The following is a 25,564-nucleotide window of genomic DNA, read 5'->3' as shown; positions in this document are numbered from 1 at the left end:
CTGGCGGGCCTCCCCGGTGCTCAGTAGTCGAAGGCCCTCGCCGTGTTCGTGGCGACCGCCTCGGCCAGTACGTCCTCCCCGACGCCCTTCACCGCGGCCATCGCGCGCAGGGTGACCGGGATCAGGTAAGGCGCGTTCGGCCTGCCCCGGTAGGGGGCCGGGGTCAGGAACGGCGCGTCCGTCTCGACGAGCAGCAGCTCCAGCGGGGCGACGTCCAGGGCGTCCCGCAGCGGCTGGGCGTTCTTGAAGGTGACGTTGCCCGCGAAGGACATGAAGTACCCGGCGTCGGCGCAGATCCGGGCCATGTCGGCGTCGCCGGAGTAGCAGTGGAAGACGGTGCGCTCGGGAGCGCCCGCGTCGGCCAGGACGCGCAGCACGTCCTTGTGGGCCTCGCGGTCGTGGATCACCAGCGCCTTGCCGTGCCGTTTGGCGATCTCGATGTGGGCCCGGAAGGACTCCTCCTGGGCGGCCATTCCCTCGGGGCCGGTGCGGAAGTAGTCGAGCCCGGTCTCGCCGACGCCGCGTACGTGGCCGAGTGCGGCCAGTGCGTCGATCTCCGCGAGGGCCTCGTGCAGTGCGGCCCGCCCGCCCGCCGGGCGGGCGCCCTGGCGGGCGGTTCCGTCGGGGTCGCCGTGCACGATGCGCGGGGCCTCGTTGGGGTGCAGCGCGACCGCCGCGTGCACCTGGGGGTGTGCGGCGGCGGTCTCGGCGGCCCAGCGCGATCCGGCCAGGTCGCAGCCCACCTGGATCACGGTGGTCACGTTGACCGCGGCGGCCCTGGCCAGGGCCTCCTCGACGGTCGCGTCCTGCATGTCCAGATGGGTGTGCGCGTCCGCGACCGGCACCCGGAGGGGTTCGGGCAGCGGCGGGGCTTCGGTACGGCTCATGCCGACGATCGTACGAGGGCGTGCCGCGTCCCCGTACCGGCCGGCACCGCGGCCCGGTACGGGGCGGGCGCTATCGCCTGTGGAAGGGGTGCAGCAGGTCGGACAGGTGCCAGCGGTGGCCGGTGGCAGCCGGTACGGCGGTCGCACCCACGGCCTCCGGCGCGTCGCCGCCCGCGGTGGCCCGCCGGGCCGGCGGGGCGTGGCGGAGCATCTGCTGGACGGTCGAGACCCGCCCGGCCCGCATGATCCGGACGACGTGCCCGCCGCAGTTCGCACAGCTGGGCCTGGAGAGCGGTGAGGGGACCTGTTCCCCGTCCGCCTTGTAGATGACGAATGCGTGGTGGGAACCGTCGATGTGGTGCTCTATCTCGTAGGCCTGTTCCCAGCCGTACCCGCACCTCATACAGGCGAAGGCGTACGCCTCGTACGCGGTGGTTGCTGCGATCTCGCTCATGCCCGCTCCTTTGTCCGCCGGACAGGCACTCCGGGCAGGCGACCCGGAGAACCGGAGAATGCGTCCCCGAACCAGTGGACGCCTTCACCAGGAGGAGCGCACCGGGCCCTGCCGACTATTGGAGCGCTTTTGGCCCGCTCATGACGGAAAAGCCCGGTGCGCGGCTCTTGCTTTGCTTTTCACGATAGTCCTTTTGACCTACCGCGGACCGGTTGCCGTGGTCAGGGCCCGGTCCGCTCCGCGTTCTTCGCCGCCACGACCGCGTCGAACACCTCGCGCTTGGGCAGCCCCGCGGCGGCGGCGACGGCGGCGATCGCCTCCTTGCGCCGCTCCCCCGCTTCCTCGCGCACCCGCACCCTGCGGACCAGTTCCCCGGCGTCCAGCTCCTCGGGCCCGGAGTCGGCGGCGCCCTCCACGACGACGGTGATCTCGCCGCGTACGCCGTCGGCGGCCCAGACCGCCAGCTCGCCCAGCGGGCCGCGCTTCACCTCTTCGTACGTCTTGGTCAGCTCGCGGCAGACGGCGGCCCGCCGGTCGGTGCCGAACACCTCGGCCATCGCGGCGAGGGTGTCGTCGAGCCGGTGCGGGGCCTCGAAGAAGACCATGGTGCGGCGCTCCCCGGCCACCTCGCGCAGCCTGCCGAGCCGCTCGCCCGCCTTGCGGGGCAGGAAGCCCTCGAAGCAGAAGCGGTCGACGGGCAGCGCGGACAGGGCGAGCGCGGTGAGCACGGCGGAGGGGCCGGGCACCGCGGTGACCCTGACGTCCTTCTCCACGGCGGCGGCCACCAGCCGGTAGCCGGGGTCGGAGACCGACGGCATTCCCGCGTCGGTGACCAGCAGCACCCGGGCGCCGCCGGTCAGCGCCTCGACGAGTTCGGGCGTACGGGCCGACTCGTTGCCCTCGAAGTAGGAGACGACCCTGCCCGTGGTGTGGACGCCGAGCGCCTGGGTGAGGCGGCGCAGCCGCCGGGTGTCCTCGGCGGCGACGATGTCCGCCGTCTCCAGTTCGGCGGCGAGCCGGGGCGGGGCGTCCGCCACGTCGCCGATCGGGGTTCCTGCCAGTACCAGCGTTCCAGTCGTTCCAGTCACGGAGCCATCCTCCCAGCACGGGCGACGGCGTTCCCACAGACGCGTTCCCTACGATGGCGCGGTGACGAGTACTGCGCCCGAAGCCCGGCAGGGCCAAGACGCCGGGGAACCGCACGGCGAAGAACCAGCCTCCTGGCCGCGGCGGCTGCGCCGCTTCGGCCATGTGGCCAGGCCCGGAATCGGGCTGCGCGAGCGCCTGGTCCCGCCGTACACCGAACCCGGTGCCCAGCTGTGGGCGGTGCTCGGCGTCTCCCCGCGGCTGGCCGAGCGGCTGGTGCGCTGGTCGGCGTGGGGCGGACCGCTGCTGGTGGCCCTGGTCGCCGGAGTGCTGCGGTTCTGGAATCTGGGCAGCCCGCACGCCCTGATATTCGACGAGACGTACTACGCCAAGGACTCCTGGGCGCTGGTCAACCAGGGGTACGAGGGCGACTGGCCCAAGGACATCGACAAGCTGATCCTGGCCGACCCGTCGAAGGTGGACATCCCGGTCGATCCGGGCTACGTGGTGCACCCTCCGGTCGGCAAGTGGGTGATCGGTCTCGGTGAGCAGCTGTTCGGTTTCACGCCGTTCGGCTGGCGGTTCATGGTGGCGGTGCTCGGCACCCTGTCGGTGCTGATGCTGTGCCGGATCGGGCGGCGGCTGTTCCGTTCGACGTTCCTGGGCTGTCTGGCGGGGACGCTGCTGGCCGTGGACGGTCTGCACTTCGTGATGAGCCGGACCGCGCTGCTCGACCTGGTGCTGATGTTCTTCGTGGTGGCGGCGTTCGGTGCGCTGCTGATCGACCGGGACTGGGCGCGGCGCAGGCTCGCCGCGGCGCTGCCGGTCGACGCGGAGGGGGTGATGCGGCCGGACGCGGAGATCGCGGAGGATCTGCGGTTCGGCTGGCGGCCCTGGCGGATCGTCGCGGGCCTGATGCTGGGACTGGCCTTCGCCACGAAGTGGAACGGCCTGTACGTCATGGCCGCCTTCTGCGTGATGACCGTGCTGTGGGACGTCGGCGCGCGCCGTACGGCGGGCGCGGCGTGGCCGTACCTGGCGGTGCTGAAGCGGGATCTGCTGCCGGCCTTCGTGTCGACGGTCCCGGTCGCGCTCGGTACGTACCTGGTCTCCTGGACCGGCTGGATCGTCACCGGCAAGGGCTACTACCGCAACTGGGCGGCGACGGACGGCCAGGGCGGCCACTGGACGTGGCTGCCGGACTGGCTGCGCAGCCTGTGGCACTACGAGTACCAGGTGTACGAGTTCCACGTGAACCTGACGTCCGGCCACACGTACCAGTCCAACCCCTGGAGCTGGATCGTGCTGGGCCGCCCCGTCTCGTACTTCTGGGAGGAGCCCGGCTGCACGGCGTCGGCGAGCGGCAAGTGTGCCCGCGAGGTGCTGGCGCTCGGTACGCCGCTGCTGTGGTGGGCGGCGTGCTTCGCCCTGGTGTACGTGCTGTGGCGGTGGATCTTCCGGCGCGACTGGCGGGCGGGCGCGATCGCCTGCGGGGTGGCGGCGGGCTGGCTGCCCTGGTTCTTCTACCAGGAGCGGACGATCTTCCTCTTCTACGCGGTCGTCTTCGTGCCGTTCCTCTGTCTGGCGGTGACGATGATGATCGGCGCCCTGCTCGGCCCGGCGGCCGGGAGCGGTCCGCGCCCGCCGGGGCTCACGGCGGGGGGCGGCGATCCGACCGGTGAACGCCGACGGACCCTGGGCGCGGTCGCGGCGGGTGTCCTGGTCCTGCTGATCATCTGGAACTTCATCTACTTCTGGCCGATCTACACCGGCGCCTCCATCCCGGACGGCTCCTGGCGCGACCGGATGTGGCTGGACACCTGGATCTAGGGTCCGGCGACCGTACGGGGAAGAGGGGGCAGCCGAGCGGCTGCCCCCTCTTCGTCACACGAGGTCGGACGGGTCGGTGTTGGCCCCGCACAGGACGACGCAGATCTTCTCGCCGCTGGCGGGCCGGTAGCCGTAGCCCGCCTCCTTCGGGGCGGTCGGGAGCGGTGAGGGCGGCCAGGGCGGTGGCGGCGGCCTCCTCGACGGCCACCCTGCGGTGGTCCCACAGGGACCGGCGGGCGCGGGCGATCTCGTCGACCGCGACCAGGACGGACCGTACGCCGTCCCGCTGGGCGGCGTGCAGGGCCAGGGCGGTGGCCCGGCGGGCGCCGAGGGAGTCGGAGGCGATCGAGCGCACCGGGACGTCGACCGGGCGGCCCGCCTCGATCGCGGCGTTCAGCGCGCGGCAGTCCTCCGGCTCCACCGCCACCGTACGGATGCTCCTGCCGAGAGGTGGTCCAGGCCAGGCTACGAGCAGGTTCGCGCCGCCCCGCGTCGCGTTCCGATAACAACCGTCCCAGCTTCAACCACTCTCCCGTAGGGTGCCGGGAAGTATTCCGTTGAACACGTTCAACGGAAGCTCCTGGGGAGGGGGACTGCGGGAATGCGCAGTGGAGCGAAGGTCGGAATCGTCAGCGGAGTGTTCGTCCTCGTGCTCGGCGGGGTGGGTTACGGGGCGTACAACGTCCTGGACGGGCTGAACGGCGGGGGCGGGGGGACGGACACCACGTCCTCCTCCACCGAGGTGAGGACCGGCCCGGTCACCGGGAAGGAGATCAGCGACGCCTCGCGGAACTTCCTCCAGGCGTGGGCGGACGACGATCCGGACGCCGCGTCCCAGCTCACCAACAACGCCGCGGAGGCCGCGCCCCTCCTCACCGGATTCCGCGAGGACGCCCATGTCACCAAGGCGGTGATCACCCCCGGGAAGCCGCTCGGCGCGAAGGTCCCGTACACGGTGAAGGCGACCGTCTCCTACGGGGGCAAGTCGAAGCCGTGGTCGTACGCCTCGGAACTGACCGTGGTGCGCGGGGTGACCACCGGCCGCCCCCTGGTGGACTGGGCCCCGGCCGTGGTGCACCCGGACCTCACCGACGGCGCCACGCTGCGGACGGGCGAGCCGGCGGCCCCGGCGATCAAGGCCGTCGATCACGAGGGCCGGGAACTCACCAAGGAGAAGTACCCCTCCCTGGGCCCGATCCTGGACACGCTGCGCGAGAAGTACGGGGAGAAGGCGGGCGGCACCGCGGGCATCGAGACCTGGATCGAGAACGCCGAGGCGAAGGTCCCGGACAAGACCCTGCTCACCCTGTCCAAGGGGCGGCCGGGCGAGCTGCACACCACCCTGGACGCCGACGCGCAGGCGGCGGCGGAGACTTCGGTGAAGAAGTTCAGCCAGGCGTCGGTGGTCGCGGTCCAGCCCTCCACGGGCTCGGTCCGCGCGGTCGCCAACAACCCGGCCACCGGGTTCAACACGGCGATGCTCGGCAAGCAGGCCCCCGGCTCGACGATGAAGATCGTGACCGCGGCGCTGCTCATCGAGAAGGGCCTCGCGGCGTCCAGCCGGCCGATCGAGTGCCCGGAGACCGCGATGTACCAGGGCCGCACCTTCCGGAACCTGGACGGATTCTCCATCCCCAGCGGCACGTTGACGACCAGCTTCGCCCGGTCCTGCAACACCGCCTTCATCAAGCTGATCGACGACACGAAGGACGATGCCGCGCTGGCCAAGGAGGCCCACGACGTCTTCGGCATCGGCCTGGACTGGAAGACCGGCGTCGACTCCTTCGACGGCAGCGTCCCCGAGGAGACCGGCGGTGAGGCCGCCGCCCAGTACATCGGCCAGGGCACGATCCAGATGAACGCCCTCAACATGGCGTCCATCACCGCCACCGCCCGCAACGGCACCTTCCGCCAGCCGGTGCTCGTCTCCCCGGAACTGGACGGCCGCCCGATCGCGCAGGCCGCCCGATCGCTGCCCCCGTACGTCGCCGCGCAGCTCACCGAGATGATGAGGCAGACGGCGAGCTGGGGCACCGGCAGGGCGGCGATGGCCTCGGTCGGCGGCAACAAGGGCGCCAAGACGGGTTCGGCGGAGGTGGACGGCCAGTCCACGTCGAACAGTTGGTTCACCGGCTTCAGCGACGACCTGGCCGCCGCCGCGGTCGTCCAGTCCGGCGGACACGGCGGCGACGCGGCGGGCCCGGTGGTGGCAGCGGTCCTGCGCGCGGGCCGGTAGCGGCCGAAGGCACGGGCCAAAGGCCAAGGGCCGACGGCACGGGCCAAAGGACGCGGGCCGGTGCCGCCGGCCGGAGGGCGCAGACCGGAGGAACCGGCCTCGGACACGGCCCGGGGACGCGGAACCGCACGTTCCCGAAAGGGACTTGCCGGGCCCGTAGAGTGCGCACATGACCACACCTGACGCCACCGCCGCCGGAGCCCACCCCCGATTCACCGAGGCCCTGCGGGGGCTGGGCCTGGACGTAGAGGTCCGCCGTTTCCCCGAGGCCACCCGTACCGCGGCTGAGGCCGCCGCCGCGATCGGCTGCGAGCTCAGCGAGATCGTCAAGTCGCTGATCTTCGAGGCCGACGGGGAGCCGGTGCTGGTCCTGATGGACGGCTCCTCGCGGGTCGACGTGGAGCGGGTACGGGCGGAGCTGGGCGCCGCGAAGGTCAAGCGGGCCGGGGCCGACCTGGTCCGGGAGACCACCGGGTACGCCATCGGCGGCGTACCCCCCTTCGGGCACCGGACCCGGACCCGGGTGCTGGCCGACCGCGGGCTGCTCGACCACGACGTGGTGTGGGCGGCGGCGGGCACCCCGCACACGGTCTTCCCGCTCGATCCCAAGTCCCTGATCGGGCATGCCGGTGGCGCCGTGGTGGATGTGCGCGAGCAGCTGACGTGACCCCGCTGGTCGCCCTCGCGGTCCTGACCGCGGCGGTCACGCACGCGAGTTGGAACGCGATCGCGCACGCGATCAAGGATCAGCTCCTCTCCTTCACGCTGATCTCCGGGGGCGGGCTGCTGATCGGTGCGGCCGTCGCCTGCCTCGCCCCGTTCCCGGCCGCCGGGGCGTGGCCGTACCTGCTGGTCTCGGCGGCGCTCCATGTGACGTACATGCTGCTGCTGATGCGCTCGTTCACCCTGGGCGACTTCGGCCAGATGTACCCGATCGCCCGGGGCACGGCCCCGCTGGTGGTGACGGTGCTGGCCGCCGTGTTCGTCGGTGAGCGCCCCGGCGGCTGGGCCGCAGCGGGAGTGGCGGTGGCTTCGGCGGGGCTCGTCGGACTGGCCCTCTGGGGCATCCGGGGTGCGGGCCGCCGCCCGGACTGGCCCGCCCTGCTGGCCGCCGGGGCGACCGGCCTGGCCATCGCCGGATACACCACGGTGGACGGCGTCGGCGTACGCGCCTCCGGCACCTCGCTCGGCTACGTCGCCTGGCTGATGGTCCTGGAGGGTGTGGCCATCCCCGTCTACGCCCTGTACCGCCGCCGCCGCGAACTCGTCCCCGCCCTCCGCCCGTTCGCACTGCGCGGCCTGGTGGGCGCGGCCCTGTCGGTGATCGCGTACGGCCTGGTCCTGTGGGCCCAGACCCGTGCCGCCCTGGCGCCGATCGCGGCCCTGCGCGAATCGTCCATCATCGTCGGCGCGGCCATCGGAACGGTCCTCTTCAAGGAGCGCTTCGGCGCCCCGCGCCTCGCCGCCGCGGGCCTGATGGTCATCGGCATCGGCCTGATGCTGCACTCGGGCTGACCGCGACGCGCGTGCTCCCGGGCCGACGGCCATGCACTGCCTGCGGCCGCGCCGTCCGGGCACGGCTGACCCGAAGCGCTGCCGCAGGCGGGCACGCGGCCGGGGCCCCGGCCGCGTGCCCGCCGCAACGCGGTGTCAGAACGTGGCGAGCCGGTCCACCAGCAGGTCCACCCTGCGCCCGGTGTCCTCCGGCGGGAGCCGCCGCGCCCGGGTCAGGGTGGCCAGTCCGTGCAGGGCCGCCCAGAACGTCTCGGTGAACAGCGCCGGGTGGACCCCGTCCCCGGCGACCTCCCCGAGACTCTCCAGCAGGGCGGCGAAGGCGTCCTTCAGCGGCTCGGGGGTGTCCTCGTCCGCGAAGGCCAGACCGCCGTCGAGCTGGAACAGGGCGTCGTAGACCGCCGGGTTGCGCGCGGCGAAGTCGAGGTAGGTGCGGGCGAGGGCGGCGACCCGGGCGCGAGGTCCCTCCGCGGCGGAGGTCGCGGCCCGCAGCGCCACGGCCATCTCGGCGGCACCTTCGAGGGCGACGGCGCCGATGATCTCGCGCTTGCCGCGGAAGTGGCTGTAGAGGACGGGCTGGCTGTACTCGATGCGCTCGGCGAGCCGACGGGTGGTGACCGCGTCCCAGCCCTGCTGCTCGGCGAGTTCCCGGGCCGTCGCCACGATGAGGCGTTCGCGCTCCGCCCGTTCGCGCTGTTTGCGTTCCTGTACCGACATGACCCGACCCTAGCACCGCTAGACAATCGAGCAGGAGCAGCACTAGCGTTGACCCGTCACCTAGCAACGCTAGAAAACGGAGAGGTCGTCATGCTCAACGCACTTGAGGTGTTCACCACCGTGGTCGTCGGCGTGATGGTGGGGGTGGAGTTCTCCGTCGCCTTCGTCATCAACCCGATCTTCAACGCACTCCCCGAGGACAGCGGCCAGCTCGGCCGCGCCCACGGGGGCCGGATGCTCGGCGCCGTGATGCCGGTCTGGTACCTCACCTCGCTCGCCCTCGTCGCGGTCTGGGCCGTCGCGGGACGGCACCACCACGGCACCGGTCTCGTCGTCACGGCGGGCGTGCTGCTGCTCATCAGCGTGGCCATGTCGGTCCTGCTGCTCGTCCCGATCAACAACCAGGGCAAGACCTGGACCCCCGAGAACCGGCCCGCCGACTGGAAGGAGCAGATGAACCGCTGGGACCGCTTCCACTACGTCCGGGTCGCCGTCATCATCGCCGCCTTCGCCCTGCTGGCCGCGGCCCTCGTCTGAGCCCCGGGGCCCGCACCCCGCCGGTGGCGACGACCCGCGCGGCCCCGGCCCCGGCTCCGGCTCCGGCTCCGGCTCCGGTGCGGACGAGCGCGCTTCCGGCACGGGTACGGGGGTGCTTCTGGCCGCTTCGGCGGCCGGGGAAGAGCCGGCGGGATGCCGGGGGGAGAGGTCCGGGCTGCCGCGGGGCCGGGACTGGGGTGCCCACGGCCGCCGCACCGGGTGGCTGCGGCGGCCGTGGGCGGGACCGGCTCGTGGTTCGATTCAGTCGTCAGAGCGGCGGATCAGCCGGGCGTCACCGCACCCTCCGGCACTCCGAACCACTCCTCCAGCGCTTCCGCCAGCCCGGCCGTCGGCGTCGGCGCCTGTGCCCCCGCGTCGGCCGCCCAGGCCGTGAAGCCGTCCGGGCGGACGAGGACCGCCGCCAGTTCCGGGCGGGACGGGCAGCGGGCCGTCAGGGTGTCGACGCGGCCGGCGTACCCCGCGGCGAGGGCCCGGAGCTCCGGGTCGTCGGTGAGGTCGAGCAGGAGCGCCCGGCCGCCGTGGAGGTGGTCCGCGAGGCGGCTGCCGCCGGTGAGTTCGAGGTCCGGGGTGCTGCGGCCGGTCAGCGGGTGCTCGCCCGGCAGCTCGTACCGCACCCCGCCGCCGTTGAGCCGCGCGGTGAGGTACGTGGTGCCCACGACCGTCCCCGCCAGGTCGCTGACGATCGCGCGCAGGGCCCGGGACTGCGGGTCCGGGCGCATGGCCGCTACCTGCGACCGGGTCCAGTCCAGTACCCACGCACCGACCGGGTGCCGCTCGGAGGTGTACGTGTCCAGCAGCCCTTCCGGCGCCCGGCCGCCGATCACCGCGGCGAGCTTCCAGCCGAGGTTCATCGCGTCCCCGACCCCCAGGCTCAGGCCCTGGCTCCCGAACGCGGAGTGCACGTGCGCCGCGTCACCCGCCAGCAGAACCCGGCCCTTGCGGTACTCGGTGACCTGGCGGGCGTGGTCGGTGAAGCGGGTCGCGGTCCGCACCCGGGTGACCGTGACGTCCACGCCGGATACGCGGCGCAGCCGCGCCTGGAGGTCCTCGGCGGTGACCGGCGCGTCCCGGTCGGCCGGAGGGCCGTCGAACTCCACGGTGACGACGCGGCCCGGCATCGGCCCGTAGGCGTACACCCCGGTGTCCGTGGCGGTCCAGCCGACCTTCAGGTCCTCGGCGCCGGTCATCTCCACGACCGCCTGGTGACAGGTGGTCTCCGGGTCCGTACCGGGAAACTCGAACCCCGCGAGCTTGCGGACCACGCTGCGTCCGCCGTCGCAACCCACGAGCCAGCCAGCGCGTATGGCCCCGCGACTGGTCCGCACGGTGACGGCCCCGTCGTCCGCGTCGAAGCCGGTCAGCTCCACCCCCCGGCGCACGTCGACGCCGAGCTCGTCCGCCCTCTCTCCGAGCAGCCGCTCGATGTCCTGCTGCGCCACGAAAGCGATCTCGGCGGCGGGTCCGGCGTCACCGAGGCCCGGTTCCGTATGGTCGACCAGGTCGGCGCGCAGCATGATTCCGGCGAAGTGCCCGACGATCCCGAGCCCTTGGCCCGCGGCCACGCCTCCGTCGCCGCTGTTCCGCTCGCGCATGAACGCCTGGAAGCGGTCCATCGTCTGCCGCTGCACCTCGGCCAGCGCGGGCAGCATGCCCCTGCGGTAGAGCGCCTCGGCGCTGGGCGTGGTGATCGCCCCGCCCTTGATCGTCGGGTTCAGTTCGGTGAGGCGTTCCAGGACGGCCACGCGCGCGCCTCCGAGCCGGAGTTCGCAGGCCAGCATCAGTCCAACCGGGCCGCCTCCGGCCACCACTACGTCTACGTCATAGTCCATGGCGCCGACTATGACCGAGGGCCGGGGAAGCCAAAAAGGCGTGACGCTGTCAAGGGACCAGCCCGGCAAGGAGATTGGGGTCGTCACGGTCAGCGCTGAGGTCGGTCAGGCCATGCGTACAGGTCCCCGCCCGTACCGGGGCCGCGGAGGGCCGTGTGCTCGTCCAGCAGCGCTCGGGCCTGCCCGTACGACAGCCTGGCCAGCCCGATGTCCGGGCAGACGTCGCGGGGGCTGACGGACCTCGCCCGGCCCCCGGCAGGGACCGGGCGCCTGCGCGGCAGGGCAGGAAGGGCACAAGGAGCGCAAGAGCGACTGTTCGGACATGCGCCAGCATGATCAAGCCCGTTGGTGGCGAAACCGCGCGGCCTCTGTGTGCCGCGATGGAGTCTTTCCCCTACCGCGGCAACGTGCCGCGGCCGATTCCAGAGAAGGAACGCGCGGTGGCGGTGGCCGCCTCCTCCCGGTCAGGATCTCCGGCGCCGTCTACGGACCGGCGGCGCCTGGTCGCCGGTTCGGGCTCACGGCGTCTCACCGGCCCGCGCTCCTTCTCCGGCTCCACGAAAGGAAGGAACTCATGGCTGGCACCGTCATCGATGTGACCGACGCGGACTTCGAGACAAAGGTGGTCAAGGGGGCCGGGCCGGTGCTGGCGGTCTTCCGCGCGGAGTGGTCCGACGTGTGCCGGGCGCTCGACCCGGTGCTGGCCGAGGTGGCGTCGGAGTACTCCGGCCGTCTGACCATCGCCCGGATTGACATCGACGAGAGCCCGCAGACGACGCAGAAGCAGGGGGTCACCCAGATCCCCACGCTCCACGTGTTCAAGGGGGGCAAGATCGTCGGCACCTGGATCGGTCCCGCGAACAAGGCACGGGTGGTCTCCCTGATCACTCCGCACCTGTGACCGTCGGCACCCGTCCGGACATCTGAGCGGTCCCGCCCGCCGCCTGTCCCCGGCTGCCGGAGCGGACACGTCCTAGCCGAGCGCCAGGTACGCGGCCACGTCCTCGTACAGGGCCGCCACCTCCGGCGGCGCCGCGTGGGGGTAGCGGGCCGCAAAAAGGGCGCCCGCCCGCGGCTTGCTGGTGGTCTCCTTCCGGGCCTGGTCGAAGAGCTGGGGGTCCAGGCGTCTCAGGTACGCCTCCAGTTCACCGGACTTGCTGCGGTCGTCGCCGAACCGGTCGGCGAGGGTGAACACACCCGCGGGTTTCCAGTAGGCGCTCCAGGCAGGGAAGTCGTCCGCGTCGTCCGGAGGCCCGGCCGGTCGGAGCCGCTGCTTGGCGAGCTGTCTGGCGAGCCCGCTGTCCCCGCGCAGAGCCGGTCCGTCGGCGATGACGGCCCAGGGGATGCCGAAGGCCCTCAGGTAGTTGATGTAGCCGCCGAAGTTGTTGTCGCCTCCGACGTCCAGCAGCGGGACGTTGGCCGCCTCCGGCCCCGGCCGGGTGGCCGAGTTGTTCCACCAGTGGCCCAGGGCACCCACCTCGGTCGCCCCCTCGCAGAGGATCACCGCCCGCGCGAAGAGCAGGGCCCTGGTGTCGGAGGCGGCCAGGTTCTGGATCCAGCCGGCCAGGGTGGAAGCGGTCGTCGCCGAGGTACGCCGGACCGTCGTCGCCCCGTCCGCCCCGGGGGCCAGGCGGACGATGCGCGTGAGGTCCTGCGGTGTGGCCGCCGGGACCAGGTCCGCGCTGTGGGTGATCAGGACGGCCTGCACCTCACGCAGGGCGCTCCGGGCGATCCGTCGCTGCATGGTCGGATGCAGCTGGACCCCCGGTTCGTCCAGGACGACGACCCGGCCGGGCTCCCCCGCGGTCAGGGTCGCCAGCAGGACGACTTCCTGGAGGCCCGCACCGGTGAACTCGGCACGGCGTTCACCGTGGCCGGTGTCGATCACGACATCGATGACCATCTCGTCGGCCTCGGGAGATGCCTGGACGTCCAGGAACGCCCCGGTGATGGTGTGGAACACCTCCTGGGCGCGGTGGAACCGCTCGCGCTGCTCCCGCACGCCGTTCTTCAGCCGGTACAGCTCGGCCGGGGTGCGGCTGCCGTCGCTCAGGTCGAGGGGGCCCTCCAGCTCCCTGAGGGCGAACCGCCGACGCGCGGGAAGGCGCCGGTTGGTGGTCACCGAGACACCTGCGGCCCAGATCTTCCCGAGCACAGCGACGAAGGGCACGGAATTGCGCTCCGCCAGCTTCAGCGCCCGGTACAGCCCGACCATGGAGGCGGGCCGGGAGCTGTACGGGTCGCGGAACGTCAGCACGCCGAACCAGACCGGCTGCTCAAGCCCGTTCAGGATCGCCGGGAAGTCGACCAGTTCGGGCGGAGGGTCCTCGGTGACCTGTTCCATGGGCACGGTCTTCCAGCCCTGGGCGGCTCCGGGGCGGAGCTGTTGCTGGCAGGGGCCCTCCATCTGGATGTGGGAGCGGGTCTCGCCGTGGTCGAACTGCCAGGCACAGGACCAGCCGGAGTCCCGGTGGGAGTCGAAGTCCAGCCGCAGCGTTCCGCGGAACAGCGCGGCCACGGAGTCGGCGGTGATGAGGGATTCGGCGGCCTGCTCGAAATCCTCGGTGCCGGGGCCCATCCCCTGGTACTTCTGGCTCCCGACGCTGATGTACGAGGCCCTCACGAAGTCGGTGACCAGCTCCTGCTCCCACGGCTGATCCAGCTCGAAGGAGACCGTCAGCGTGAAGGCGGAGGACCCGTGGTGACCGGCCTGTTCATACAGGGAGAGCAGATCGCGCTGGTCCCCGTCACGGTGACGGCTCAGGAACGCGGATACGGCGTTGAGCACCTGGCCCAGATTCGACTTCCCCGCGGCGTTGGGGCCCGTGACCACGGTCAGCCCCTCCCCCACGTCCATGCCGAACTCGGCGAAGGACAGGAAGTTGTGTGCCGTGATCCTGCTGATTCTCACCCTGCGCCCGCCCGTCCGGTGGATACTTGTGATGATCCTCCCAGAATCGGCCGTGTCCGGGCGTCAGTTGGCGGGGTCGCGCAGGAGGGGGATCAGGCCGGTCCGGGCAGGGTCCGGGGGCTCCTTCGCCGGATGTGCAGGTGGCCCTCGCGGGGGAAGGCGGGCAGCGCCGGGGGCAGGACGCCGTCGAGGACGTACCGGCTCTTGTCCGCCACACGGCAGGAGGCCGGGTTGTCCACCTGGTGCAGGAGTTCAAGGCGTTCCAGGACGTCCGGTGCCCAGGCACCGAAGGCCCACTCGGTGACGGCTTCCAGAGCACGCGGCGCCACGGCGCGTCCACGGGCGTGCGCCGCCGTCCAGTAGCCCACCTGAGCCGAACGGCTCGCGAAACCGGCATCCTTCTTGAGGATCACCTGGCCCGCCAACTCCCCCTCCGGCACATGGGGTTGGACCTCAAGAACCGCGAACCCGAACCGGCTCCCCGCCGCCCAGTTCCGCTCCTGGTCCCGGACCCATCGTTCCGCGTCGGCCGGGCTCGTCAGAGCCGGTCCGGCCCAGCGGTGCAGTACGGGATCCCGGAACGCGTCGACCAGGGCGGGCACGTCATCCCCACGCCACGGACGGAGTACGAGGGCGGGGGCCGACGGTGCCGCACCCGCGCGCAGTGTGACGGTGGTGTGCATGGCCCGATCGTACGCACCGCCACCGCCCCGCCTCCCCGCCACCGCGCCACCCCGTACGCGTACGGCCCGGCCGGGCACCGGGGCCGGAACGCCACGTTTCAGGCGGGGTGCGCAGAGAGGGTGTAGGTGCAGTCGGTGTCCGGGACGACGACCAGGAGCGGGTTGCCGCCCTTGAGGTGAGCCTGAGCCTCGCGCTGGCCCTTGCGGTCCGCGTACCAGGCACGGAGTTCGACGGGGCGGTTCGGCGTGGAGCCGATCGGCAGCCGCCGCAGGGACTGCACCCACGCCGCGCCCTCCAGATCGAGGCGCGGCCCGGACTCGGGGTCATCGTTGAGCCGGTCCGCGATCCACAACGCCTGGCCGCCCAGCCACCGCACCGCCAGCACCGGCGAGATCGTCTCGAACGTACCCAGCACATACCGGGCCATCTGCCCGGTGTCCCCGAAGAACTCCACCGCCAGCACCTCACATCGGTAACCCACCGATTTCTTCGCCCTGTTCATACGCCGCCCCTGCTGCTCCGAAGATTCCGCAACGCGTTCTCCACACTCAGCCGCTCCGCCGGAGTCAACGCCCGCACCCACTCCGGCTCCGCCTCCCACTCCACCCCGCCGCCCACCGGCCGCAACGACCAGTACGGCCCCACCACCCCACGGAACTCCCCCACCCGGTCCCCCCGACCCGTATCCCTGAACAGCGCTCCAGGAAGCGGAATTTCTGGGGGTTCCTGGCCATTCAGAGCACTGTCATCCTCACACACGTCAACTCCGCTCCGTAGTTGTCCCACTACCAAGAGGCTTCAGCGTGACCTAGAGTCGAAGTGTCATCAACATGGCCGAGAGGCAGGACACATTGGTAAACCGCAAGGAGCTGAACCCGGAGGCGAGCCCCGCAGCAGCCTTCGGAGCACGTTTACGCAGGCTGCGCGAAGAGCACGGCTGGACCCAGGACCACCTCGGCACCTTGGTCGGGTGCACGGGCAGGCACATCTCGGCGATTGAAACTGGTCGGAAATCGCCTACTCTGCCGTTCTCTCGTCGTGTCGATGTGTCATTAGATACGACCAACACCGCTGATTCGTTCGAGCGGGAATGGCGCGAGATCAAGCACGGCAATCTCCTGGAGGGTTTCCCGGAGTACGTGGCCTACGAGGGCCGAGCAGCAGAGATCAAGCTCTTCGAATGCGGCATGATCCCCGGGCCGCTTCAGACTCGCGAGTACGCACAGGCCCTGGCATCCAGCGCAGTCGACCGGGGAGTCATCACGCAGGAGCAGGCCGACGAACGGGTTTCCTTCCTGGTGGAGCGACAGGCTGCACTGGTGCGCCCCCTGCCCCCTCTGCTGGTCGCGGTGTTGGACGAGAGCTGCGTTCGAAGGCCCATCGGTGGCCCCGCCGTCATGGACGCCCAGTTGCAGCACCTGATCGACTTCGCCTCGCAACCGAACACCATGCTTCAGATCGCCCCGTACAGCATCGGCGAACGTCGTTCGCTCGACCGGTCGGTGAATCTGCTGACCCTCCAGGACCGGTCCGTCTTCGCCTACGTGGAGTCCCAGACCCAAGGCCAACTGGACCGTGAACTGGCCTCCGTGCTGCCCCTGGTGAGGGCCTACCATCAGTTGCAGGCCGTATCTCTGTCGCAGACAGCTTCCCTGGACATGGTCCACCAGCTACGAAAGGGCACCCCGTGACGACCGAAGCCGCGACCCACCACTGGGTCAAATCCTCCTACAGCAACAACGGCGGGACCTGCGTCGAGTGGGCCCCGCGCACCGCGACCACCACCGGCGTCGTCCCCGTACGCGACTCCAAGAACCCGCACGGCCCCGTACTGCACACCTCCCCCACCGCCTTCACCACCTTCGTGGCGGGCGTCAAGGCCGGAGAGTTCGGCACCGTCTGACCGACGGACGCGCAGCTCATGTGACCCGATGCCGCCCCGCCGTGCCCTGCATGGCGGGGCGTTCGAGAAAGGGAGCCCCATGACGAACACGACCGACACCCCGCCGTCCTACTGGATCAAGTCCTCCTACAGCGACAACGGCGGTTCCTGCGTCGAGTGGGCCCCGGCGCAGGCGCCCACCACAGGCGTCATCCCCGTACGCGACTCCAAAAACCCGCACGGCCCCGTACTGCACACCTCCCCCACCGCCTTCACCACCTTCGTGGCGGGCGTCAAGGCCGGAGACTTCGGCACCGTCTGACCCCCTGCGGTACCGCAGGTGACGTGGAGAGCGTTTCACGTGCTGCCCTTCCCCCCATGCCGTCGTCACCGCACGGGCGGGCGCCGCACATGACCGGCCTGGTCCACGCGTGCGGGCGGCGGCTGTCCACCGCTTCGGGAGGTATCGGAGTCCGCCGAAGATGCGAAAGGTGAGGCGAACGGTGATGCCCTGCGTCATGGCCGCGCTTCAGCTCCGCAGCGAACGGAATACGCGTTGGCCGGTCTGCCTCGGAGCTGCGACGATGCCTCTGTTTCCCGAGCGGAGGACGTTTGTTCGTTTTCGTGTGTGTGCGGTGCGAGACCGAGTTGACCGCACCGTTGTCCCAGGTGGCCCTGCCGGTCCACGCGCGTCAGAAGTACGGGAACGGGCTTCAGCTCCCGGTGCTGATGGAACCGGGGACGTTCGCCGTGGAACCGGAGCCCTTGGGGCCGCCGTGGCGAAGGCGGGAGGAGACCGGTCCGGGCAGGGCGGCTGCTCGCGGGATCTGCGCACCGGACCGCGCTCTGCCTGACGGCGCGGCCGGAGCGGTCGTCATCGCACCGGGAGACACCCGTGGCACTGTTCTGATCCCGGAGAGGCGCGGCGGTGCCTGCTGCGGCTTCGACGGGGGCGACGGCCCCAACATGGCCTGCTCCGCATGCGGTCTTCCCGTGGCGAGCAGGATCGACGACTGCTCTCTCTGGCAGGCCGTGTGGCTCGCCCCGAGCGCCGTGCGCCGCCGTCCCGTCGAAGGGGCCGACGCCGGACTGTCGTCCTGGGCTGACCTGCTCGCGGAGGGGGCGGGCGTGTCCCCGTCCGAGCCGATCGCCTCGTGGGGAGAGCCGTTCCGGGCGGGCGACCGGTGGCACTGGAGCCCCCAGTGGGTCGCGGCGGCCGGGCAGGCGCTCGCCCACCTCCTGATGGCCTCGCGAGGCCAGGCGGTTGCCGTTCCGGACGGCATGACCGCGACGATGTTCCAACGCGCCCTCGACACGCTGCCGACCGGTCGGCCGACGCGGCGTGCCGTCCTGGCCGGACCAGGACAGCCGACCCGCACCGCAGACGCGGACATCCTCCTCGTGCCGTCCCACCCCCAGACCGGGAAGGCATGGACCCCGGACACTCCGGCGGACTTGGTCCCGTTGCCGTTCGAGGTGTGGTTCCGGCTGGTCTTCCCCGAGCCGCGGCTGCCCGTCCCCACATCGGGTCCACTACCCGACGGCTTCCTTCGCGACGACCCGCCCACGCCGGCTGTCCATGACGTGTTCCGGATCGACTGGCAGGTCTTCGAACGAACCCTGGCCCGGCTGTCACCCGTCCGCGCCCCGTGGCTGCGCGAGATCACCGAGAACCTGACCCAGATGTACTGACCGTGCGTCAGCGCCGGTCATGCAGCTCCGACCGGCGCACCCGGCGAAGTGGCTCACCTCTGCTGTCTGTTCTGTTCTCGTTCTCATGAACAGAGCGACTCTCCGCGAACCGACCGGGAGAGACGATCAGATGGGCCGTCGAACAGCCGCGCGGCGTCCGCATCCGCACCGTGGCCGCCCGGCCGATCGGCCGGAACGCGCAGGGAAGTGAAGGGCGTGGAGCCCAGTGAACCCGGTGGGGTGAATGATCGGGGCCCAACTGGACGGGCGCGAAACGTAGCTGTTTGGGTGCGATGCGTAATCGACTGTCTGGTCTGCCCAGGAGGCTACGTGTTCCACCTCAAGAAGTCCCCAGCCGCCGGTTCCGGGCGAAGCCCCCGCCCCGCCGGTTCCGCGCGGGGCGGGGGCTTCACCCGCAAGGTCGCGCTGGGGGCGGCGGCCACGCTGGCCCTCGCTACGGCCGCGCAATCCGGGGCTTCGGCGACCCCGGTCCGTCCCCCGGCGCCAGCCTCGGCCCCGGCTACGGCACCGGCGGACGACCCCGCGCAGTGGGTGATGCTCGGCGACTCCTACACGACCGGAGAGTTCGTCGGTGACCCGAGCCCGGCACTGGACAGCCCGAACCGGGACGGGTGCGACCGTACGACGGGCGCGTATCCGAGCCTCGTCGCGCGCAGGCTCGCCGCCCACCCGCCGGGGGACCGGCCCGTGAAACTGACCGACGTCAGCTGCGGTGGCGCCACCATCGACGAGGTCACCACCGAGCGGCAGAACCCTGTCAGCCCGGTGCAGACGCCCAAGGAGGGCTGGCCCAGCGTGGCCCCCCAGGTCCACCGCGCGCCGCTGAGTTCGCGCACCGACGTGGTGACGATCGGCGCGGGTGGCAACAGCCTGCCGTTCAGCAAGATGCTGGTGTCCTGCCTGACCAGCGGGATCGGCCGGTCGGACGAGGCCGCCCCCTGCCGGGACGCCTACGAGGCGAACGGCCCGGTCTTCGACCCCGAGTCGATCCACGACAAGTACGACCGGGTCTCGCAGGAGTACGTCACCATGCTCCGTGACGTGCACAAGAAGGCGCCCGAGGCGAAGGTCATCACGGTCGGCTACCCGACGATCGTCCCGGCCGACCCAGAGGTCTGCGACCGTGCGGACTCCAGCGAACTGACCGCCAATCTCCAGGGGGTCGGCCGCATCTCGGTCACCCACGGGGACATCGCCTGGCTGAACGGGGTGAACAACCACCTCAACGCGATCATCCGGGCCCTCACGAAGCTGAGCGGCGACACGTACGTCGACATCGCCACTCCCAGCGTCGGCCACGACGCCTGCCAGCCCCCGGGCACGAAGTGGGTGGAGGGGATCTGCGGCGAGGCAGGTCCGTACTGGCCGCAGGACCTCGCCCTCGGCCTGGTCACCCTGGCGTGCTCCGACGACAAGCGGGCCACGCTCGTACACCCCAACTCCGCCGGTCACGCCGAGACCGCCGCCCTGGTCGAGGCCGCCGTCCGCGACGCCCTGAAGTAACTCCGGCCGCCCGGCGGACGACCCGTGAACGCCGATCGGGGTAGACCCGAAGGCGGTTCCGGGGTGCGCCGGAATGCGCCGTCGCCCCGTCCCTCCGTAGCGCGGAAGCCCACCGCAGGGTGGGGGATCGGCCGCCGTTCGGGGGGATTTGGCGTGCCCGGAAGGTACGGAAGCCGGCAGCGACGTGCCGTCCGGGCGGCGGGCGCTCCGACGGTTCCGCACGTTCCCCGCACGGGGCCGCGGCCGGTTCGCCCTGCGGGGCTCGACGGGGCCGACGGACGGCAGGACTCACCGGGCGTCGGGCCTGTCAGGGCTGTGGCCGACTCTCCGACGGGCCCGGCCGCAGGAATGCGAGGGATTCCAGTGCGTTCACCGTCGCTTGGAGCTCGCTGATGCGGACGCGGCCGATGCGGACGAGTTCGTCCCCCGCAGCGACCCACTGGGCGAGATCGTGCGAGAGGGACGGCACACCGGCGAGGATGTCGGCGCTCTCCTTGAGTGTGATTCCCACGCGCTGCGCGGCGAGGGCGAGTTTGACCCGGCAGATCGCGTCGGCGGTGAAGCGGCGGGCGTTGCCGCTGTTCCGGTAGCCGCTGATCACGCCGTAGCGCTCGTAGAAGCGGATGGCGTTGGCCGTTACCCCCGCGGCCCTCGCCACCTGCCCGACCGTGAGTGAGGCGTGGCCCGACTCGTGGCCGGCATGTCCGCTGGCGGTCATGGCGCATGTCCCCCGTTCACAGATGAGTCCTGCCGGTCCAGTATCACGGCGGTGCGGCTGGGGGAGCGCAGCCTCACGACGAAGGCGAGCGACATCACGACGAGGGCCGCCACGTGGGTCAGCCGCTGAGCATCCACGAGGGTGGCCGCGTCGGCGGCTCTGGCCGCCGCTCCCGCGTCGGCCAGAGCCGCGAGCGACCCGCCACCGGTCATCGCGCCGGTCAGCACCGTGAACAGCGCGCTGACCGCTGCGGTGCCGATGCCGTTCGCGATCGTGGTCACCATGGACAGGATCGCGGAGGCCGAGGCCAGGTCAGGGCCGTGGAGATCGCGGCTGGAGCTGGCCATCGTCGGCATCATGATCGCGCCGGTCCCCGCTCCCTGGAGGAGCCCGAGCAGTCCGAGCACCAGGTAGGGAGTGTCCGGCCGGAGAATGACCGCCTGGACAAGCCCGGAGCCGATCGCGAGGCCGAGCCCGGTGCCGACGACCAGCCGAGGACCAAGCCGCTCCAGGCATCGGGCAGCGATCTGCAGACTGATCCCCATCCCGACCGCCCCGGGAACCATCAGCGCGGCGGTGACCGATGCGCTGTCCGAGCGCAGGATCTGCACGTAGGCGGGTGTCAGCACGACCGTGCCGAAGTAGGGAGCCGCATACAGGGCGAGGATCGCGGCGCCCCGGCCGAACGTCGGATTCCGCAGGAGGCCGATCCGCAGCAGAGGTTCGGGACGGGTCAGCGCACGGACGGAGAACACCGCGACCAGAACCGCACCGATGGCGGCCGTGCCGACGCGACCCCAGACCGGGCCCTCTTGGGCGCTGATGCCGTAGGCCACCGCGACAATGCCCGGAACCAGGAGCATCGCTCCGAGCAGGTCGAGCCGGACCCTCGGTCCGTGTGCGCCATCGGCCGGCAGCCAGGCCAGCGCACCGGCCATGCCCAGCAGCGCCAGCGGCACGGTGATGAAGAACAACGGCCGCCACGAACCGGTACCCAGGAGCAACGCGCCGAGTACCGGGCCCAGGACCGGCCCGATCAGCATCGGAAGGCCGGTGACCGCGATCATCCGGCCGCGGCGCTCGGGCGCGACCACAGCGAACCCGATCGCCATCCCGAGGGGCGCCATCAGGCCGCCGCTGAGGCCCTGTGCCGCCCGCGCGGCGATCAGCCCGGCCAAGCTGCCGGTCACCCCGGCGGCAGCCGAGGCGACCGCGAAACCGGCCAGCGCCCCCAGATACACGCGACGGACTCCCCATCGTGCGGCAAGGCCCGCAGCCAGCGGCATCGTCGCGACCATCGCGAGCGTGTACGCGGTGATGACCCACTGGACGGACGCCAACGACGTACCGAACGTCACCATCAGCCGAGGGAGCGCCACCGCGACGATCGTGGCGTCCAGCACCGCCATCAGTCCGCCCGACGCCAGCACGACCGCGGCACGCAGTTCCGATCCCGTCAGCTTGTTCATGCCCGCCCGGCCTGGTCCGCGAGCCGAAGGGAACGCAACGCCCGTGCCCATGTACGCAACTCGTTCATCGTTGCCCGCAGCGCCCGCACCGTGCCCGGCGGGGGGACGAATCGGCCGTCGGCGTCAAGGTGTTCCCACGCCATCGGCAGCAGAACTGTCTCCCGGACGGTGGTGGCGCGCAGTTCCGGGAAGACCGTCCGCAACTGCTCAATGGCCCTGATACCGCCGGAACCGCCGTATCCGACGAACGCGACCGGCTTGTACGCCCATTCCGTGACGTGCCAGTCGATCGCGTTCTTCAACGGTGCCGGGAAGCTGTGGTTGTACTCCGGCGTGAGCAGCACGAATCCGTCGGCACCCGCGAGCCGGCCGGCGATCGGGGACACGGCCGCCCCGCCCGGCTGCATCTCGTGCATCGGCAGAGAAACCGCGGCGAGGTCGATCATGTCGAGGTCGACCCAGTCGACCGCGGAGAGTTCGCGCTCCAGCCAGGCGGCGAGAGGGTCAGCGAGTCTGGGCCTGCGCACACTCCCGATCACCACAGCGATCCGGAGCCGTCCATTGAGGTTGTCTTCCGTCATGCCATCGACGCTAGATATTCGCCTATAGGCGAACTCAAGCCGTGGGGCCGTCAGCGACCGGAGGCACGCTCGCGGACTTCGACGCGACGGTGACCGGGGAGCTGGAGGCGGCTCAGGGAGAGGTTCCCGCCACCGGCGCGGGCGTCGAGGCGGGGTGGGCGCCGGGCGCCTCGGACGCCTCGCCGGGCGCGTCCGCGGCCCGGGGCGCCGGGATCACCGGATCGGCGGCCGGGCGCAGCAGCAGGGCGCAGGCGAGGGCGGCCAGCAGGGCGAGCGTGGCCGCCACGATCATGCACAGCCGCATGCCGTCGAGGAACGCGTCGCTCAGGGCCGACAGCGCCTGCCCGGTGGCGGCGTCCAGGTCGAGACCGGCGACCGCGCCGAGCCCCTGGTCGCGGGCCGTGCCGAGGACGCGGTCGGCCACCGGGGCCGGTACGCCCGCTTCGGCGAGGCGGGCGGGCAGCGCGTCCACGGCCCGGGTGGTCAGCAGGGCGCCGAGTACGGCGGGGCCGAGGGCGGCACCGACCTGGCGGAAGGCGTTGTTCCCGGCGGCGGCCATCCCGGCCAGGCGGAACGGCACGGAGGACACCGCGGAGGCCGTCATCGGGGTGAGGACGGCGCCCATGCCGAGGCCCAGCAGGACCAGCCGCCAGGCGACCGCGCCGTAGGAGGTGTCGGCGTCGATGCCGGTCAGCGAGAACATCGCGCCCGCCGCGAGGACCAGGCCCGTGGTGATCAGGACCCGGGCGGAGACCCGGTGCATCAGGTGCCCGATGGGCACGGCGGCCGCCAGGGACGTGGCGGACATCAGGGCCATCCGCAGCGCCGCGTCGATCGTGCTCAGGTGCTGCACCATGCCGAAGTACAGGCTGAGGACGAAGAAGAAGCCGATCAGCCCGAGGAAGCTGATCATGGCGACCAGGGCGGTGGCGGTGAAGGCGGGGCTGCGGAACAGGGCCAGGTCGAGCATCGGGCTCGCGCTGCGCCGCTCCACGACGACGAAGACGACGGCGCAGACGGCGCCGAGCGCCAGGGCCGCCACCACGGCGGGCTCGCCGAAGCCGTCCGCGCCGCCCTCGATGACGCCGTAGACGACGGCGGTCACGGCGACGGCCGCGCTGATCTGGCCGGGCCAGTCGAGGCGGCGGCCGTGCGGGGCGCGCGAGTCGGGCAGCCGGAACGCGGCGACGGCCAGCACGATCAGCGAGACCGGTACGGGCAGCAGGAAGATCCAGCGCCACGCGACGTGCTCCAGCAGCAGCCCGGCGATCAGCGAGCCCACGGCGAGCGAACCCATCAGGGACATCGCCCACAGGCCGATGTACTTGCCCCGCTCCCGGGGGTCGGGGACCGCGTGACTGATCAGCGCCAGGGTCGTGGGCAGCAGCGCCGCCGCGCCCAGGCCGGAGGCCGCCTGCCCGGCCCACACCCACTGCACCGAGTCCGCGGTCAGCGAGACCGCCGCACCCAGGGCGCAGAGGGCCATGCCCGTCTGGAACACCCGCTTGCGGCCGTGGACGTCACCCCACACCCCGGTGGTCAGGATCAGCGCGGCCATCGGCAGCACGAACGCGTCCGACACCCAGGAGAGCTCGGACGTGGAGGCGCCCAGGGCCCGCTGGATGGCCGGCAGGCTCACCGACACGGTGGTCACGGGAAGGTAGGCGACGAAGACGCCCAGGCAGGCCATGAGGAGCGTGGCACCGCGCCCGGAAAGGTCCGGCCCGGCATGGCCGGCCTGTGTCGCTGGGGGATTCACTGGTGGTTCCTTCGGCTGCTGTGTGAGCGCCGCCGTCCGGCGTACGCCCGCTCCCAGGCCGGGCGGACCGGCGTACCGCCGCGGTCCGCGCGGTCCACCGGTCACCCGCGGAGCCGTCGACCAGCTTCGCCCCGACCCCCGGCACTTCCCCAAGCGATCGCGGCGAATGTCACACAACCTCCGTCAGGGGCGCCCTACGTGTGACGATTCCTCCATGCCCGACGAGCTGGACCGCAGAATCATCCATGGACTCCGCTGTTCCCCGCGGGTCTCCTTCCGCCGCCTCAGCGAGGTCGTCGGCGTGTCCGAGCAGACCGTGGCGCGCCGCTACGAGGCCCTGCGCCGCGGCGGCGTCCTGCGGGTCATCGCGCTGAGCAGTCCCGCCGCCCACGGCCAGGCCGAGTGGGTGGCGCGGCTGCGCTGCCGCCCGGACGCGGTGGGGCCGCTCGCGGATTCCCTGGCCCGCCGGACGGAGGTCGCGTACACCAGCATCGCCTCCGGTGGCTCGGAGATCATCTGTATCGTCCGCTCCCCCACCGACACCGCCCGCGACGACGTCCTGCTGCGGCAGCTCCCCCGGGCCGCCTCGGTCCTCGACCTGAGCGTCGACCTCCTCATCCACGCCTTCGGCACCCCGGGCACGGCCACCTGGACGGGGCGGGACGGCGCCCTCACCGACGCGCAGGTGCGGCAGCTGACCGCGGGGCTCCCCACCCCCACCGGCCCCGCGATCCCCGCCACCGACGAGGACCTCCCGCTCCTCGAAGCGCTGGCGGAGGACGGCCGCGCCTCCCACACCCGCCTCGCGGAGGCCACCGGCTGGTCCAAGCCGCGGGTGGCCCGGCGGCTGGCGGCCCTGGAGGGCAGCGGCTCGCTCGTCTACGACGTCGACATCCTGCCCGAGCGCTTCGGCTACGAGCTGAACGCCACCCTCTGGCTCCAGGTCGAGCTGCCCCGGCTCCAGCGGATCGGCGAGGAGCTGCGGCAGCACGACGAATGCGCCTTCGCCGCGGCCGTCAGCGGACGGCACAACATCATGGCCGTCATCATCTGCAAGGACACCCCGGACTTCTACCGGTACCTCAGCGGCCGTTTCGCCCGCATCGAGGGCATCAGGGGGTACGAGATCAGTGTGCGGGTGCGCCGTCTCAAGCAGGCCGCCTCACTTGTCCACCACGGGCGGCTGATCCACCCCGCGCTCGCCTGAGCTGCGGACGGGCGAGCGCGGGAAGGCC

The 25,564-nt window shown here is 71.8% G+C and carries 26 protein-coding genes and 1 pseudogene; 12 read left to right on the top strand and 15 right to left on the bottom strand.

What is annotated here, in order from left to right:
- Positions 1 to 20 precede the first annotated feature (20 nt).
- From ACFVWY_RS21110 to rsmI, 3 genes are all read right to left on the bottom strand, one after another.
- On the bottom strand, positions 21 to 887 hold the full coding sequence (locus ACFVWY_RS21110) for a TatD family hydrolase (protein ID WP_389874537.1): 867 nt from the start codon (positions 885 to 887) through the stop codon (positions 21 to 23).
- Positions 888 to 957: 70 nt separating this feature from the next.
- Positions 958 to 1,341, bottom strand: coding sequence for a hypothetical protein (locus ACFVWY_RS21105; RefSeq protein WP_389874535.1), 384 nt, complete (start codon positions 1,339 to 1,341; stop codon positions 958 to 960).
- Positions 1,342 to 1,562: 221 nt separating this feature from the next.
- Positions 1,563 to 2,429, bottom strand: a complete 867-nt coding sequence (gene rsmI / locus ACFVWY_RS21100) for a 16S rRNA (cytidine(1402)-2'-O)-methyltransferase (protein WP_389874532.1) — start codon at positions 2,427 to 2,429, stop codon at positions 1,563 to 1,565.
- A 61-nt stretch (positions 2,430 to 2,490) separates the two neighbouring features.
- Between rsmI and ACFVWY_RS21095 the strand changes: the two genes are divergently transcribed.
- On the top strand, positions 2,491 to 4,257 hold the full coding sequence (locus ACFVWY_RS21095; protein ID WP_389874529.1) for a dolichyl-phosphate-mannose--protein mannosyltransferase: 1,767 nt from the start codon (positions 2,491 to 2,493) through the stop codon (positions 4,255 to 4,257).
- Here the strand turns inward: ACFVWY_RS21095 and ACFVWY_RS21090 are convergent.
- Complete coding sequence (locus ACFVWY_RS21090) at positions 4,172 to 4,678, bottom strand: pyridoxal-phosphate dependent enzyme (RefSeq protein ID WP_389874687.1); 507 nt, start codon at positions 4,676 to 4,678, stop codon at positions 4,172 to 4,174. The two genes, ACFVWY_RS21095 and ACFVWY_RS21090, sit on opposite strands and share 86 nt — an antisense overlap.
- A gap of 180 nt (positions 4,679 to 4,858) precedes the next feature.
- On the opposite strand from ACFVWY_RS21090, the gene ACFVWY_RS21085 reads away from it, so the two are divergent.
- The 3 genes from ACFVWY_RS21085 to ACFVWY_RS21075 all read left to right on the top strand — a co-directional run bounded on the left by ACFVWY_RS21085 (position 4,859) and on the right by ACFVWY_RS21075 (position 8,008).
- The gene (locus ACFVWY_RS21085) at positions 4,859 to 6,493 is read left to right on the top strand and encodes a penicillin-binding transpeptidase domain-containing protein (protein ID WP_389874526.1); all 1,635 of its coding nucleotides are present in this window, start codon (positions 4,859 to 4,861) and stop codon (positions 6,491 to 6,493) included.
- A 169-nt stretch (positions 6,494 to 6,662) separates the two neighbouring features.
- On the top strand, positions 6,663 to 7,160 hold the full coding sequence (locus tag ACFVWY_RS21080) for a YbaK/EbsC family protein (protein ID WP_389874524.1): 498 nt from the start codon (positions 6,663 to 6,665) through the stop codon (positions 7,158 to 7,160).
- On the top strand, positions 7,157 to 8,008 hold the full coding sequence (locus ACFVWY_RS21075) for an EamA family transporter (protein WP_389874522.1): 852 nt from the start codon (positions 7,157 to 7,159) through the stop codon (positions 8,006 to 8,008). The genes ACFVWY_RS21080 and ACFVWY_RS21075 overlap by 4 nt, the downstream gene beginning before the upstream one ends.
- Positions 8,009 to 8,143: 135 nt before the next feature.
- Here the strand turns inward: ACFVWY_RS21075 and ACFVWY_RS21070 are convergent, their stop codons facing one another.
- On the bottom strand, positions 8,144 to 8,722 hold the full coding sequence (locus tag ACFVWY_RS21070; protein ID WP_389874520.1) for a TetR/AcrR family transcriptional regulator: 579 nt from the start codon (positions 8,720 to 8,722) through the stop codon (positions 8,144 to 8,146).
- Positions 8,723 to 8,812: 90 nt separating this feature from the next.
- Between ACFVWY_RS21070 and ACFVWY_RS21065 the strand changes: the two genes are divergently transcribed.
- Positions 8,813 to 9,259 carry an anthrone oxygenase family protein gene (locus ACFVWY_RS21065; RefSeq protein WP_389874518.1) on the top strand — a complete coding sequence of 149 codons (447 nt, stop codon included), beginning with the start codon at positions 8,813 to 8,815 and terminating at the stop codon, positions 9,257 to 9,259.
- Between the two features lie 281 nt (positions 9,260 to 9,540).
- On the opposite strand, the gene ACFVWY_RS21060 is transcribed toward ACFVWY_RS21065, so the two are convergent.
- Together ACFVWY_RS21060 and ACFVWY_RS21055 are read right to left on the bottom strand one after the other, a co-directional pair.
- The gene (locus ACFVWY_RS21060; RefSeq protein ID WP_389874515.1) at positions 9,541 to 11,109 is read right to left on the bottom strand and encodes an FAD-dependent monooxygenase; all 1,569 of its coding nucleotides are present in this window, start codon (positions 11,107 to 11,109) and stop codon (positions 9,541 to 9,543) included.
- A gap of 110 nt (positions 11,110 to 11,219) precedes the next feature.
- Positions 11,220 to 11,345 (bottom strand): annotated as a pseudogene (locus ACFVWY_RS21055) (site-specific integrase); the annotation flags it as partial.
- A 338-nt stretch (positions 11,346 to 11,683) separates the two neighbouring features.
- Here ACFVWY_RS21055 and ACFVWY_RS21050 point away from each other — a divergent pair.
- Positions 11,684 to 12,010, top strand: a complete 327-nt coding sequence (locus tag ACFVWY_RS21050) for a thioredoxin family protein (protein WP_389874513.1) — start codon at positions 11,684 to 11,686, stop codon at positions 12,008 to 12,010.
- A gap of 72 nt (positions 12,011 to 12,082) precedes the next feature.
- Here ACFVWY_RS21050 and ACFVWY_RS21045 read toward each other — a convergent pair whose 3' ends face one another.
- The 4 genes from ACFVWY_RS21045 to ACFVWY_RS21030 all read right to left on the bottom strand — a co-directional run bounded on the left by ACFVWY_RS21045 (position 12,083) and on the right by ACFVWY_RS21030 (position 15,463).
- Positions 12,083 to 14,020 carry an AAA family ATPase gene (locus ACFVWY_RS21045; protein WP_389874511.1) on the bottom strand — a complete coding sequence of 646 codons (1,938 nt, stop codon included), beginning with the start codon at positions 14,018 to 14,020 and terminating at the stop codon, positions 12,083 to 12,085.
- Positions 14,021 to 14,112: 92 nt separating this feature from the next.
- Positions 14,113 to 14,703 (bottom strand): GNAT family N-acetyltransferase, encoded by a 591-nt coding sequence (locus ACFVWY_RS21040; protein WP_389874508.1) that lies wholly within the window; start codon positions 14,701 to 14,703, stop codon positions 14,113 to 14,115.
- A 98-nt stretch (positions 14,704 to 14,801) separates the two neighbouring features.
- Positions 14,802 to 15,206 (bottom strand): hypothetical protein, encoded by a 405-nt coding sequence (locus tag ACFVWY_RS21035; RefSeq protein WP_389874505.1) that lies wholly within the window; start codon positions 15,204 to 15,206, stop codon positions 14,802 to 14,804.
- Positions 15,203 to 15,463, bottom strand: coding sequence for a hypothetical protein (locus ACFVWY_RS21030; RefSeq protein WP_389874503.1), 261 nt, complete (start codon positions 15,461 to 15,463; stop codon positions 15,203 to 15,205). Before ACFVWY_RS21030 ends, ACFVWY_RS21035 begins: the two co-directional genes overlap by 4 nt.
- Positions 15,464 to 15,534: 71 nt before the next feature.
- On the opposite strand from ACFVWY_RS21030, the gene ACFVWY_RS21025 reads away from it, so the two are divergent.
- The 5 genes from ACFVWY_RS21025 to ACFVWY_RS21005 all read left to right on the top strand — a co-directional run bounded on the left by ACFVWY_RS21025 (position 15,535) and on the right by ACFVWY_RS21005 (position 19,802).
- On the top strand, positions 15,535 to 16,395 hold the full coding sequence (locus ACFVWY_RS21025; RefSeq protein ID WP_389874500.1) for a Scr1 family TA system antitoxin-like transcriptional regulator: 861 nt from the start codon (positions 15,535 to 15,537) through the stop codon (positions 16,393 to 16,395).
- Positions 16,392 to 16,607, top strand: coding sequence for a DUF397 domain-containing protein (locus ACFVWY_RS21020; protein WP_389874498.1), 216 nt, complete (start codon positions 16,392 to 16,394; stop codon positions 16,605 to 16,607). The genes ACFVWY_RS21025 and ACFVWY_RS21020 overlap by 4 nt, the downstream gene beginning before the upstream one ends.
- A gap of 79 nt (positions 16,608 to 16,686) precedes the next feature.
- On the top strand, positions 16,687 to 16,908 hold the full coding sequence (locus ACFVWY_RS21015) for a DUF397 domain-containing protein (RefSeq protein WP_389874495.1): 222 nt from the start codon (positions 16,687 to 16,689) through the stop codon (positions 16,906 to 16,908).
- A 290-nt stretch (positions 16,909 to 17,198) separates the two neighbouring features.
- Entirely contained in the window at positions 17,199 to 18,278 is a 1,080-nt protein-coding gene (locus ACFVWY_RS21010) for a hypothetical protein (protein WP_389874493.1), read from the top strand.
- Between the two features lie 330 nt (positions 18,279 to 18,608).
- Positions 18,609 to 19,802 (top strand): SGNH/GDSL hydrolase family protein, encoded by a 1,194-nt coding sequence (locus ACFVWY_RS21005; RefSeq protein ID WP_389874491.1) that lies wholly within the window; start codon positions 18,609 to 18,611, stop codon positions 19,800 to 19,802.
- 307 nt (positions 19,803 to 20,109) lie between these two features.
- Here ACFVWY_RS21005 and ACFVWY_RS21000 read toward each other — a convergent pair whose 3' ends face one another.
- The 4 genes from ACFVWY_RS21000 to ACFVWY_RS20985 form a co-directional block, all read right to left on the bottom strand.
- The gene (locus ACFVWY_RS21000) at positions 20,110 to 20,520 is read right to left on the bottom strand and encodes a MerR family transcriptional regulator (RefSeq protein WP_389874488.1); all 411 of its coding nucleotides are present in this window, start codon (positions 20,518 to 20,520) and stop codon (positions 20,110 to 20,112) included.
- Positions 20,517 to 21,989, bottom strand: coding sequence for a DHA2 family efflux MFS transporter permease subunit (locus ACFVWY_RS20995; protein WP_389874485.1), 1,473 nt, complete (start codon positions 21,987 to 21,989; stop codon positions 20,517 to 20,519). Before ACFVWY_RS20995 ends, ACFVWY_RS21000 begins: the two co-directional genes overlap by 4 nt.
- Positions 21,986 to 22,570, bottom strand: a complete 585-nt coding sequence (locus ACFVWY_RS20990) for an NADPH-dependent FMN reductase (protein WP_389874482.1) — start codon at positions 22,568 to 22,570, stop codon at positions 21,986 to 21,988. The genes ACFVWY_RS20995 and ACFVWY_RS20990 overlap by 4 nt, the downstream gene beginning before the upstream one ends.
- Positions 22,571 to 22,682: 112 nt before the next feature.
- On the bottom strand, positions 22,683 to 24,260 hold the full coding sequence (locus ACFVWY_RS20985) for an MFS transporter (RefSeq protein ID WP_389874684.1): 1,578 nt from the start codon (positions 24,258 to 24,260) through the stop codon (positions 22,683 to 22,685).
- 283 nt (positions 24,261 to 24,543) lie between these two features.
- Here ACFVWY_RS20985 and ACFVWY_RS20980 point away from each other — a divergent pair, with 283 nt between their 5' ends.
- Complete coding sequence (locus ACFVWY_RS20980; protein WP_389874480.1) at positions 24,544 to 25,536, top strand: Lrp/AsnC family transcriptional regulator; 993 nt, start codon at positions 24,544 to 24,546, stop codon at positions 25,534 to 25,536.
- Positions 25,537 to 25,564: the final 28 nt, after the last annotated feature.

Source organism: Streptomyces sp. NPDC058195, from assembly GCF_042883525.1.
Classification (GTDB): Bacteria; Actinomycetota; Actinomycetes; order Streptomycetales; family Streptomycetaceae; genus Streptomyces.
This window is presented reverse-complemented; position numbering and strand designations above follow the sequence as displayed.

Excerpts from the sequence above, each read along its gene's own strand:
- ACFVWY_RS21025 (WP_389874500.1), top strand. The coding sequence starts at position 15,535 with ATGGCCGAGAGGCAGGACACATTGGTAAACCGCAAGGAGCTGAACCCG.
- ACFVWY_RS20985 (WP_389874684.1), bottom strand. The coding sequence starts at position 24,260 with ATGGCCTGCCTGGGCGTCTTCGTCGCCTACCTTCCCGTGACCACCGTG.
- ACFVWY_RS20990 (WP_389874482.1), bottom strand. The coding sequence starts at position 22,570 with ATGACGGAAGACAACCTCAATGGACGGCTCCGGATCGCTGTGGTGATC.
- ACFVWY_RS21035 (WP_389874505.1), bottom strand. The coding sequence starts at position 15,206 with ATGAACAGGGCGAAGAAATCGGTGGGTTACCGATGTGAGGTGCTGGCG.
- ACFVWY_RS21065 (WP_389874518.1), top strand. The coding sequence starts at position 8,813 with ATGCTCAACGCACTTGAGGTGTTCACCACCGTGGTCGTCGGCGTGATG.
- ACFVWY_RS21015 (WP_389874495.1), top strand. The coding sequence starts at position 16,687 with ATGACGAACACGACCGACACCCCGCCGTCCTACTGGATCAAGTCCTCC.
- ACFVWY_RS21105 (WP_389874535.1), bottom strand. The coding sequence starts at position 1,341 with ATGAGCGAGATCGCAGCAACCACCGCGTACGAGGCGTACGCCTTCGCC.
- ACFVWY_RS20980 (WP_389874480.1), top strand. The coding sequence starts at position 24,544 with ATGCCCGACGAGCTGGACCGCAGAATCATCCATGGACTCCGCTGTTCC.
- ACFVWY_RS21110 (WP_389874537.1), bottom strand. The coding sequence starts at position 887 with ATGAGCCGTACCGAAGCCCCGCCGCTGCCCGAACCCCTCCGGGTGCCG.
- ACFVWY_RS21085 (WP_389874526.1), top strand. The coding sequence starts at position 4,859 with ATGCGCAGTGGAGCGAAGGTCGGAATCGTCAGCGGAGTGTTCGTCCTC.
- ACFVWY_RS21000 (WP_389874488.1), bottom strand. The coding sequence starts at position 20,520 with ATGACCGCCAGCGGACATGCCGGCCACGAGTCGGGCCACGCCTCACTC.
- ACFVWY_RS20995 (WP_389874485.1), bottom strand. The coding sequence starts at position 21,989 with ATGAACAAGCTGACGGGATCGGAACTGCGTGCCGCGGTCGTGCTGGCG.
- ACFVWY_RS21040 (WP_389874508.1), bottom strand. The coding sequence starts at position 14,703 with ATGCACACCACCGTCACACTGCGCGCGGGTGCGGCACCGTCGGCCCCC.
- ACFVWY_RS21050 (WP_389874513.1), top strand. The coding sequence starts at position 11,684 with ATGGCTGGCACCGTCATCGATGTGACCGACGCGGACTTCGAGACAAAG.
- ACFVWY_RS21060 (WP_389874515.1), bottom strand. The coding sequence starts at position 11,109 with ATGGACTATGACGTAGACGTAGTGGTGGCCGGAGGCGGCCCGGTTGGA.
- ACFVWY_RS21080 (WP_389874524.1), top strand. The coding sequence starts at position 6,663 with ATGACCACACCTGACGCCACCGCCGCCGGAGCCCACCCCCGATTCACC.
- ACFVWY_RS21070 (WP_389874520.1), bottom strand. The coding sequence starts at position 8,722 with ATGTCGGTACAGGAACGCAAACAGCGCGAACGGGCGGAGCGCGAACGC.